7 protein-coding genes are annotated in these 10,881 nt (G+C 38.8%); 6 read left to right on the top strand and 1 reads right to left on the bottom strand.

All coding sequences use genetic code 11. The annotated features are described in order from the left end of the window. Nucleotides 1-106 precede the first annotated feature (106 nt). The 4 genes from ispE to HMPREF0819_RS08400 all read left to right on the top strand — a co-directional run bounded on the left by ispE (nt 107) and on the right by HMPREF0819_RS08400 (nt 2,996). Complete coding sequence (ispE, locus tag HMPREF0819_RS08415; protein WP_003067928.1) at nt 107-955, top strand: 4-(cytidine 5'-diphospho)-2-C-methyl-D-erythritol kinase; 849 nt, start codon at nt 107-109, stop codon at nt 953-955. A 76-nt stretch (nt 956-1,031) separates the two neighbouring features. After that, the gene (locus tag HMPREF0819_RS08410; protein WP_164557740.1) at nt 1,032-1,481 is read left to right on the top strand and encodes a zinc-dependent MarR family transcriptional regulator; all 450 of its coding nucleotides are present in this window, start codon (nt 1,032-1,034) and stop codon (nt 1,479-1,481) included. Beyond that, complete coding sequence (locus tag HMPREF0819_RS08405; protein ID WP_003067922.1) at nt 1,478-2,188, top strand: metal ABC transporter ATP-binding protein; 711 nt, start codon at nt 1,478-1,480, stop codon at nt 2,186-2,188. The genes HMPREF0819_RS08410 and HMPREF0819_RS08405 overlap by 4 nt, the downstream gene beginning before the upstream one ends. Further along, complete coding sequence (locus HMPREF0819_RS08400) at nt 2,178-2,996, top strand: metal ABC transporter permease (protein ID WP_003067920.1); 819 nt, start codon at nt 2,178-2,180, stop codon at nt 2,994-2,996. The genes HMPREF0819_RS08405 and HMPREF0819_RS08400 overlap by 11 nt, the downstream gene beginning before the upstream one ends. Before the next feature lie 68 nt (nt 2,997-3,064). Here the strand turns inward: HMPREF0819_RS08400 and tyrS are convergent, their stop codons facing one another. After that, nucleotides 3,065-4,321 (bottom strand): tyrosine--tRNA ligase, encoded by a 1,257-nt coding sequence (tyrS, locus tag HMPREF0819_RS08395; RefSeq protein ID WP_003067918.1) that lies wholly within the window; start codon nt 4,319-4,321, stop codon nt 3,065-3,067. Nucleotides 4,322-4,481: 160 nt separating this feature from the next. On the opposite strand from tyrS, the gene pbp1b reads away from it, so the two are divergent. Continuing rightward, nucleotides 4,482-6,803 carry a penicillin-binding protein PBP1B gene (pbp1b, locus tag HMPREF0819_RS08390; RefSeq protein ID WP_003067915.1) on the top strand — a complete coding sequence of 774 codons (2,322 nt, stop codon included), beginning with the start codon at nt 4,482-4,484 and terminating at the stop codon, nt 6,801-6,803. A 345-nt stretch (nt 6,804-7,148) separates the two neighbouring features. Next, on the top strand, nt 7,149-10,721 hold the full coding sequence (gene rpoB / locus HMPREF0819_RS08385) for a DNA-directed RNA polymerase subunit beta (RefSeq protein ID WP_003067914.1): 3,573 nt from the start codon (nt 7,149-7,151) through the stop codon (nt 10,719-10,721). Nucleotides 10,722-10,881 lie beyond the last annotated feature (160 nt).

The raw sequence follows: 10,881 nt of genomic DNA, 5'->3' as shown, positions 1-10,881 counted from the left end.
GTATTTTTTTGAAAATTTAGTAGTTTTTCAGATATAGGGTTTATTATTGTAGGTACTTTTGATAATATTTGTTATAATAGATGTAATATTTTAAAAGGATTATTTAATGGTTATTATTGAAAAGGCTCCAGCTAAGATTAATTTGGGTTTAGATATTATTGGTAAGAGACAGGATGGCTATCACGATTTATCAATGGTTATGGTCAGTGTTGATTTGAATGATTATGTGATTGTTTCTGAAATTTCGGGCTCTGACATTATTGTGGAATCAAATAATCATAAAATGCCTTTGAATGATAAAAATGATGTCTTCAAAGCTGCTCAGCTTATTAAAGAGAGATATGATATTAAGTCAGGTGTGAAAATCGAATTAGAGAAGTCTATTCCTATCTGTGCTGGGTTAGGTGGTGGTTCTACTGATGCTGCTGCTACAATTAGGGCTTTAAACCAATTATGGAAATTAAACTTGTCTAAGGGTGAGATGATTGAAATTGGTTTTCAAGTTGGTAGTGATGTTCCTTACTGTTTAGGTGCTGGTTGTGCTTGTATTTCTGGTAAGGGGGAAATAGTTGAGTGTCTTGATACTTCTTTGTCAGCTTGGGTTGTGTTAGTTAAGCCTGAATTTGGTGTTTCTACTCGTACGGTTTTTCCTGAGATTGATTGTGAGACGATTTCTCGAGTCGATATCGCAGCTTTAAAGGAAGCTGTTTTAGCTAATGATTATGATCAGATTATTTCGCATATGGGAAATTCTTTGGAAGATATTACTATTAAGCGTAAGCCTTTTATACAAAAAATAAAGGATCGAATGATAAAATGTGGTGCTGATGTTGCTCTGATGACTGGTAGTGGACCAACGGTTTTTGGTCTGTGTCGTTCTGAAAAGAAAGCGGATCGTTTGGTTAACAGTATGCGTGGATTTTGTAAGGAAGTTTATAAGGTTCGTATACTTTGATTGAGGAGAATCATGTGTTTGATTCTTTTTTTTCTTTTTGATATAATTAACTGGTTAATGAATGAGAGGGGTGTTGATAATGCAGCTAGAGAAGCAAATTGATTGTCTAGTGAATGAGATTTTATTAAAAGCCGAAAATCAGCACGAGTTATTATTTGGTGCTTGTCAAAGTGGTGTGAAATTAACTAATACACAAGAGCATATTTTGATGCTTTTGTCGCAAGAGAGATTAACAAATTCTGCTTTGGCAAAACGTTTAAATATTAGTCAGGCAGCTGTTACTAAAGCGATTAAGTGCTTGGTAAAAGAGGACATGCTTGCGCCTGTAAAAAATCGAGATGATGCTCGTGTGACTTATTTTGAGTTGACTGAGCTTGCTAGACCTGTTGCTGATGAGCATACGCATCATCATGACGCGACATTATCAGTATATAGGAAAATGGTTAATGAATTTTCAGATGAAGAGCAAGCTGTTATTGGAAAATTTTTGGTTGCTTTTTCAGACGAGCTAGAGGGGTGTAAATGAGATATATTACTGTAGAAGATTTATCTTTTCAATATGATAGTGAAACGGTTTTAGATGGGATTAGTTATCATTTGGATAGTGGTGAATTCGTAACGTTAACAGGTGAAAATGGTGCAGCAAAGTCTACTTTAATCAAAGCAACTTTGGGGATTTTAACACCTAAGAGTGGTCAGGTGACTATTTCTAAGACAAATAAAGATGGAAAGAAGTTGCGCATTGCATACTTGCCACAGCAGATTGCTAGTTTTAATGCGGGTTTTCCTTCAACTGTTCATGAGTTTGTTCGTTCAGGAAGATATCCACGAAATGGTTGGTTCCGTCGTTTAACAAAGCATGATGAGGAACATGTTAAGGCTAGCTTGGAATCTGTAGGTATGTGGGATAGCCGAAATAAGCGCATTGGAAGCCTGTCTGGTGGGCAAAAACAACGTATTGTACTTGCGCGTATCTTTGCTTCTGATCCTGATATTTTTGTTTTGGATGAGCCAACAACTGGTATGGATGCTGGAACAACGGAAAAATTTTATGAGTTAATGCATCATAGTGCGCATACACATGGAAAATCTGTTTTGATGATTACGCATGATCCTGATGAGGTTAAGCGTTATGCTGATCGAAATATTCATTTGGTTCGTAGTCAACAGACTCCATGGCATTGTTTTGATGTTCATGCCCTTGTAGCGAAAGGAGCTAAAGATGCTGACTGAAATTTTTTCATATGATTTTATGCAACGTGCAATTATGGCTGTTATTGCCATCAGTGTATTTGCTCCGATTTTAGGAATTTTCCTTATTTTGCGTCACCAAAGTTTGATGAGTGATACCCTCAGTCACGTTTCGCTAGCTGGTGTCGCTTTGGGAATTTTATTGGGAAAATCTACAACCTGGTCAACGGTTATTGTGGTTACAATTGCTGCAATTGTCTTGGAGTATTTGCAGACGGTTTATAAGCACTACATCGAGATTTCGACTGCCATTCTTATGTCGCTTGGTTTAGCTGTTGCTTTGATTGTGACAAGTAAATCAGAAAATGCCAGTGGTGTGAATCTAGAGCAGTATTTATTTGGTTCGATTGTGACGATTAATATGGGACAAGTTATTGCGCTTTTTGCTATTGCAGTTATTGTCTTGATTTTAACGTTACTCTTTATCAGACCGATGTATGTTTTAACGTTTGATGAAGAAACAGCTTTTGTGGATGGTTTACCTGTACGTTTGATGTCATTGCTGTTTAATATTGTGACAGGTGTTGCGATTGCATTGACAATTCCTGCAGCTGGAGCTCTGTTGGTTTCAACGATTATGGTTCTGCCAGCAAGTATTGCCATGCGTCTTGGAAAAAACTTTAGGTCTGTCATTTTTATTGGCGTTTTAGTTGGTTTCATTGGTATGGTTACGGGAATTATCACGTCTTATTATTGGGAAACGCCAGCAAGTGCTACAATTACAGTTATCTTTGTTGGAATTTTCCTTTTGGTTAATCTGTTTAATGTTATTAAACGTTGTAGTAGTTAAAAAGAGAGCTATTAGCTCTCTTTTTTGTATATAAAAAACAGATGCTTGAAGCATCTGTTTATTTTTTATTAGTAAGTCAATACGAAGTATTTTTTCTTACCGCGACGGATAACAGTAAGTTCGTTATCGATTTTATCGTCGTCAGAAAGTGTGTAATCTAGGTCTTGGATACGTTCACCGTTAATGTAAATAGCACCGTTTTGAACGTCTTCACGTGCTTGACGTTTTGATGGTGAGATTTTAGCTGCAACAAGCATTTCAACGATATTGCGGTTATCATCTTCTTGAACAGCGTAGTTAGGAACGTTGTTTAGACCTTGTTTTAATTCTTTTGCTGAAAGGCTCTTGATGTTTCCAGCGAAAAGTTGTTCAGTGATTTTAAGAGCTTCTTTGTAAGCTTCTTCACCGTGAACAAGTGTAACAACTTCACGAGCCAAGATTTTTTGTGCTAGACGTTCGTGACGAGCAGCGTTAAATTCTTTTTCGATTTCAGCGATTTCGTCAAGTGAAAGGAATGTGAAAATCTTCAAGAAGCGAACAGCATCGTCGTCCATAACGTTGAGCCAGAATTGGTACATTTCGTATGGAGATGTTTTGTCAGCGTCAAGCCATACGGCATTTCCTTCAGATTTACCGAATTTTTTACCTGTGGCGTCAGTGATAAGTGGAACTGTCATAACGTGACCAGTTTTATCAGCTTTACGGCGAAGCAATTCTGTACCTGCAGTCATGTTACCCCATTGGTCAGAACCACCGATTTGCAAAGTAACGTTGTATTTGTCGTTAAGTTCGTAGAAATCGTAACCTTGCATGATTTGGTATGCAAATTCAGTGTATGAGATACCTGTTTCGATACGTTTTTTAACTGATTCTTTACTCATCATAGCGTTGACAGTAAAATATTTACCGACATCACGTAGGAAGTCGATGAAGCTAATGTTTCCAAACCAGTCATAGTTGTTAACCATAACAGCTTTGTTGTCACCATTTTCGAAATCTAGGAAACGTGACAATTGATTTTGGATTTTAACAACCCATCCATCAACAGTTTCTTTTGTTTGAAGACTACGTTCAGCATCCTTAAATGAAGGGTCACCGATAAGTCCTGTAGCTCCTCCAACAAGTGCGTATGGTTTGTGACCTGCGAGTTGAAGACGACGTGATGTTAGGATAGCAACCAAGTGACCAAGGTGAAGGCTATCAGCTGTAGGATCGTAACCAGTATAATAGGATACTTGCCCTTCTGTTAATGCTTTGACAAGGGCTTCTTCATCAGTTGTTTGAAAAACTAAGCCACGTTCTTTGAGTTCTTCGAATATGTTCACGAGCTTTCTCCTTACTTAAAATTTTGAGGCTGGTTGTAATTTTCTAGCTAAGCTAAATCCACCTCAATGATATATTGTAGTTTACAGGCTATTATATCAAAAAGCGGTGCCTCTATGCAAGCTTTATCAAAGTTTGGTATAATAATAATGAGGTATTAGAATGAGTAAGAGAACGAAACATAAGAAAAAAGCAGATTATCAGAAGCTTGGTTTGCTGGATTTCGGTTCAGTTTTTTTGAGGACCGTTAAGCTGTTAACTGACTTCTTTTATATTATTGTTATTTTATTTGGTATGCTGGGGGTAGGGCTTGCTTTTGGGTACCTTGCTAGTCAAATCGATGCTGTTAAGGTTCCTGATAAGGATAGCTTGGTTAGTCAGGTGACTTCTTTGACGCGCGTGTCACAGATGTCTTATTCTGATGGTAGTTCAATTGCTGCTATTGATACGGACTTGTTGCGTACCCCTGTTGCCAGTGATGCTATTTCAGAAAATATCAAACACGCGATTGTGGCGACTGAGGATGAAAACTTTGAAGGGCATGATGGTGTTGTTCCAAAAGCTGTTTTTCGTGCGACTTTAGGATCTGTTCTTGGTCTTGGTGAAACCAGTGGTGGTTCAACTCTTACCCAACAGCTCATCAAGCAACAAATTTTAGGTGATGATCCGACGTTTAAACGTAAATCACGCGAAATTATCTATGCTCTTGCCTTGGAACGTTATTTGAGTAAAGATGAGATTTTAACGGATTATCTAAATGTATCGCCTTTCGGTCGAAATAATAAAGGAGAAAATATTGCAGGGATTGAAGAAGCTGCACAAGGCATTTTTGGTGTATCTGCGAATGATTTGACTATTCCTCAAGCAGCTTTCTTGGCTGGTTTGCCTCAAAGTCCGATTGTGTATTCTCCTTACACAGCTACGGGTAAATTAAAAGATGCTGATAACATGTCTTATGGACTCTCTCGTCAGCAAGATGTTCTTTATAACATGTACCGCGCAGGCTATTTGACCAAAGATGAATACAATGAATACAAGTCTTATGATATCAGTCAAGACTTTATTCAACCTGCGTCTGCCTCAACAAGTTATCATGATTTCCTCTATTACTCAGTCTTGGAAGAAGCACAAGATATTATGTATGACTATTTGATTGAGAAAAATGGTGTTTCTGAACAAGAGTTGAAAAATGATGCAACGAAAGAATCATACCGTAAACTAGCTTCAGACACACTTCAACAAGGTGGCTATAAAGTTAAGACGACGATTGATAAAAATGTCTATAATGCTATGCAAAATGCGGTTTCGCAATATGGTAGCACTCTTGACCAAGGAAGTTCACAAACCGTTGATGTCGGAAATGTCTTGATGGATAATTCTACCGGTGCTATTTTAGGATTTATCGGCGGGCGAGATTATTCAACAAACCAAAATAACCACGCCTTTGATACCGCGCGTTCACCTGGTTCAAGTATCAAACCGATTATTGCTTATGGTATTGCTATCGACCAAGGTTTACTTGGTAGTGCAAGTATGCTTTCTAACTATCCAACAAACTTTTCAAGTGGTCAGCCAATCATGCACGGTAATGATGTCGGAACTGGCATGATTAATCTTCAAGAAGCTCTAAATGTATCATGGAATATTCCAGCTTATTGGACGTATCAAATGCTACTCAATAACAATGTTGATGTTGAGTCATACATGAAGAAAATGGGATATAGCATTGTTAATTACAATATTGAAAGTTTACCTTTAGGTGGTGGTATTGAAACAACCGTTCTTCAACAGGTAAATGCTTATCAAATGATTTCAAATGGTGGTGTTTACTTGAAAGGTTACCTTGTAGACAGCATTACAGATAATCAAGGTAATGTTATTTACAAACACAAGGCTAATCCAGTTCGTGTCTTCTCAGAAGCGACAGCAAGCATTTTGAATCAACTTCTTAAAGAGGTTGTGACAGGTGGTGCAACGACTGAGTTCTATAAAGATTTACAAGCTATTAATGGCTCAGCAGCTCAGGCAGATTGGTCAGGTAAGACTGGTACGACTGATAACTATACCGACGTTTGGTTGATGTTATCAACACCGAAAGTAACACTTGGTGGTTGGGCTGGTAATGATGATAATACGTCGCTTGACTCAATGGCAGGGTATAGATACAATGCACAGTATATGGCTAATCTAGTTAACTCTATTTACAATGCAAATTCAAATACATTTGGTACAGGTAAGTATAATTTATCTTCAAATGTGATGAAGTCAACCGTTCTTAAAGCAACTGGTTTGCAGCCTGGTACGGTAACGGTTAATGGTCGCTCACTAAATGTTAGTGGTGAAACAACAACAAGTTATTGGGCTAAGACAGGTGCAGGTAATATGACTTATAAATTTGCGATTGGAGGAACAGATAGCGACTATACAAAAGCATGGGATGCTTTGCTTCATAATTCTTCAATTAAAACGAATAACAGTAACTAATAATACTTGCAAAAATTGGAAAAACAAGGTATAATATTAATAACTATTTGTCGTCTGCTTTAGTTGAAATATTGTCCAACTAAGGTTTGCAGCAGTTAAATCACGATTTTATTGGTCAGATTTAGCTGCTCTTTTTGTGCCTTTTTTAGAAAAAAATGAGGTTTGTAACCTATATTTAAAGATTCTAAAAATTCACATTGACGGCACACTTGGCAGGGTGTTTTAACAGACATCCTAACTATAAGGGTCAAAATGAAAAAGTAATGATTTTTCTCCTCAATCGAAGAGAATTGTGATTATGATGGAGTTTACAGACCTCTGTATTTTAATGAAGGAGTAAAAAACTTGGCAGGACATGAAGTTCAGTACGGGAAACACCGTACACGTCGTAGCTTTTCAAGAATCAAGGAAGTTCTTGATTTACCTAACTTGATTGAAATTCAAACGGATTCTTTTAAAGACTTCTTGGATAACGGATTAAAAGAAGTTTTTGAAGATGTACTTCCGATTACAAACTTTACGGATACTATGGAGCTTGAATTTGTTGGTTACGAATTGAAAGAGCCTAAGTATACGCTTGAAGAAGCTCGTATCCACGATGCATCTTATTCAGCACCTATTTTTGTAACCTTCCGTTTGATTAATAAAGAAACAGGAGAAATCAAAACTCAAGAAGTTTTCTTCGGTGATTTCCCAATTATGACTGAAATGGGTACATTCATCATCAACGGTGGTGAACGTATTATCGTTTCTCAGTTGGTTCGTTCTCCTGGTGTTTATTTCAACGATAAAGTTGATAAAAACGGTAAAGTTGGTTACGGTTCAACTGTAATCCCTAACCGTGGAGCATGGCTTGAATTAGAAACAGATTCAAAAGATATTGCTTACACACGTATCGACCGTACACGTAAAATTCCATTTACAACTCTTGTACGTGCGCTTGGTTTCTCAGGTGATGATGAAATCATGGATATCTTTGGTGATAGCGAACTTGTTCGTAACACAATCGAAAAAGATATTCACAAAAACCCAGCAGACTCACGTACTGACGAAGCTCTTAAAGAAATTTACGAACGCCTTCGTCCAGGTGAACCAAAAACAGCTGATAGCTCACGTAGCTTGCTTGTAGCTCGTTTCTTTGACCCACGTCGTTATGACTTGGCAGCTGTTGGTCGTTACAAAATCAACAAAAAACTTAACATCAAGACTCGTCTTTTGAACCAAACAATCGCTGAAAACTTGGTTGATGCTGAAACTGGTGAAATCCTTGTTGAAGCTGGTACAGTAATGACACGTGACGTGATTGATTCAATCGCTGATCAATTGGATGGTGACCTTAACAAATTTGTTTACACACCAAATGATTACGCTGTTGTCACTGAACCTGTTGTTCTTCAAAAATTCAAAGTTGTTGCACCAAACGATCCAGACCGCGTTGTTACAATCGTTGGTAACGCAAATCCTGATGACAAAGCGCGTGCGCTTACACCAGCTGATATCTTGGCAGAAATGTCTTACTTCCTTAACCTTGCTGAAGGTCTAGGTAAAGTTGATGATATCGACCACCTTGGGAATCGTCGTATTCGTGCCGTTGGTGAATTGCTTGCTAACCAATTCCGTATTGGTCTTGCTCGTATGGAACGTAACGTTCGGGAACGTATGTCAGTTCAAGACAACGAAGTGTTGACACCACAACAAATCATCAACATTCGTCCTGTTACTGCAGCCGTTAAAGAATTCTTCGGTTCATCTCAATTGTCACAGTTCATGGACCAACACAACCCACTTTCTGAGTTGTCTCACAAACGTCGTTTGTCAGCCTTAGGACCTGGTGGTTTGACTCGTGACCGTGCTGGTTATGAAGTTCGTGACGTGCACTACACTCACTATGGTCGTATGTGTCCGATTGAAACTCCTGAAGGACCTAACATCGGTTTGATCAATAACTTGTCAACATACGGACACCTTAATAAATATGGTTTCATCCAAACACCATATCGTAAAGTTGACCGCGCTACAGGTGTGATTACAAACGAAATCGTTTGGTTGACTGCCGATGAAGAAGATGAATACACAGTAGCACAGGCTAACTCAAAACTTAACGAAGATGGAACATTTGCTGAAGACATCGTTATGGGACGTCACCAAGGTAATAACCAAGAGTTCCCAGCAAGCGTTGTTGACTTCGTAGACGTTTCACCTAAACAAGTAGTTGCCGTTGCGACAGCATGTATTCCTTTCCTTGAAAACGATGACTCTAACCGTGCCCTTATGGGTGCCAACATGCAACGTCAAGCGGTGCCATTGATTGATCCACACGCACCATATGTTGGTACTGGTATGGAATATCAAGCAGCCCACGACTCAGGTGCTGCAGTTATCGCTAAACACGATGGACGCGTTATCTTCTCTGATGCTGAAAAAGTTGAAGTTCGTCGCGAAGATGGTTCACTTGATGTTTACCACATTACTAAATTCCGTCGTTCTAACTCAGGTACAGCTTATAACCAACATACACTTGTTAAAGTTGGCGATATCGTTGAAAAAGGTGACTTCATCGCTGATGGTCCTTCAATGGAAAAAGGTGAAATGGCCCTTGGTCAAAACCCAATCGTCGCTTACATGACTTGGGATGGTTATAACTATGAAGATGCCATCATCTTGAGTGAACGTCTTGTTAAAGAAGATGTTTATACATCAGTTCACTTGGAAGAATTTGAATCAGAAACACGTGATACTAAGTTAGGCCCTGAAGAAATCACTCGCGAAATTCCAAACGTTGGTGAAGAAGCTCTTAAAGACCTTGACGAAATGGGTATTATCCGTATCGGTGCTGAAGTTAAAGAAGGTGACATCCTTGTAGGTAAAGTAACACCTAAAGGTGAAAAAGACCTTTCTGCTGAAGAGCGCCTTCTTCACGCAATCTTCGGTGATAAATCACGTGAAGTTCGTGATACATCACTTCGTGTACCACACGGTGGAGATGGTGTCGTTCGTGACGTTAAAATCTTTACACGTGCAAACGGTGATGAATTACAATCAGGTGTTAACATGCTCGTTCGTGTTTATATCGCACAAAAACGTAAAATCAAAGTCGGAGATAAAATGGCCGGTCGTCACGGTAACAAAGGGGTTGTTTCTCGTGTTGTTCCAGTTGAAGACATGCCTTATCTTCCAGACGGAACTCCAGTCGATATCATGTTGAACCCACTTGGGGTGCCATCTCGTATGAACATCGGACAAGTTATGGAGCTTCACCTTGGTATGGCTGCTCGTAACCTTGGTATTCACATTGCAACACCAGTCTTTGATGGGGCAACTTCTGAAGACCTTTGGGATACAGTTAACGAAGCTGGTATGGCTAGCGACGCTAAGACAGTTCTTTACGATGGACGTACTGGTGAACCATTTGATAACCGTGTGTCAGTTGGTGTCATGTACATGATTAAACTTCACCACATGGTTGATGATAAACTTCACGCACGTTCAGTTGGTCCTTACTCACTTGTTACGCAACAACCTCTTGGTGGTAAAGCACAATTTGGTGGACAACGTTTCGGTGAAATGGAAGTTTGGGCTTTGGAAGCTTACGGTGCATCAAATGTTCTTCAAGAAATCTTGACTTACAAATCAGATGATGTCAACGGTCGTCTTAAAGCTTATGAAGCCATCACTAAAGGTAAACCAATTCCAAAACCAGGTGTTCCAGAATCATTCCGAGTTCTTGTAAAAGAATTGCAATCACTTGGTCTTGACATGCGCGTGCTTGATGAAGATGACAATGAAGTAGAACTTCGTGATCTTGATGAAGGTGAAGATGACGATGTTATGCACGTTGATGATCTTGAAAAAGCTCGTCAAAAACAAGAAGCAGAAGAAGCGGAAAAAGCAGAAGTTTCTGCAGAAGAAAACAAATAATAGGAAAGAACATTCAGACATGAGAGAGGCAAGACCTGCTTCTCTTGGTCAGATTGTTTGATTGAGTCCTATAACGATAAATGATGTCTTACGAATCATGAATTTGTAAGTCATGACAGTTAGAAAGTAGCGCAGCTATTTTCAAAAGTACAATAAAGAA

The organism is Streptococcus equinus ATCC 9812 (assembly GCF_000187265.1).
Taxonomy (GTDB): domain Bacteria; phylum Bacillota; class Bacilli; order Lactobacillales; family Streptococcaceae; genus Streptococcus; species Streptococcus equinus.
The sequence above is the reverse complement of the archived record's forward strand: the minus strand, read 5'-3'. Positions and strand labels throughout refer to the sequence as shown.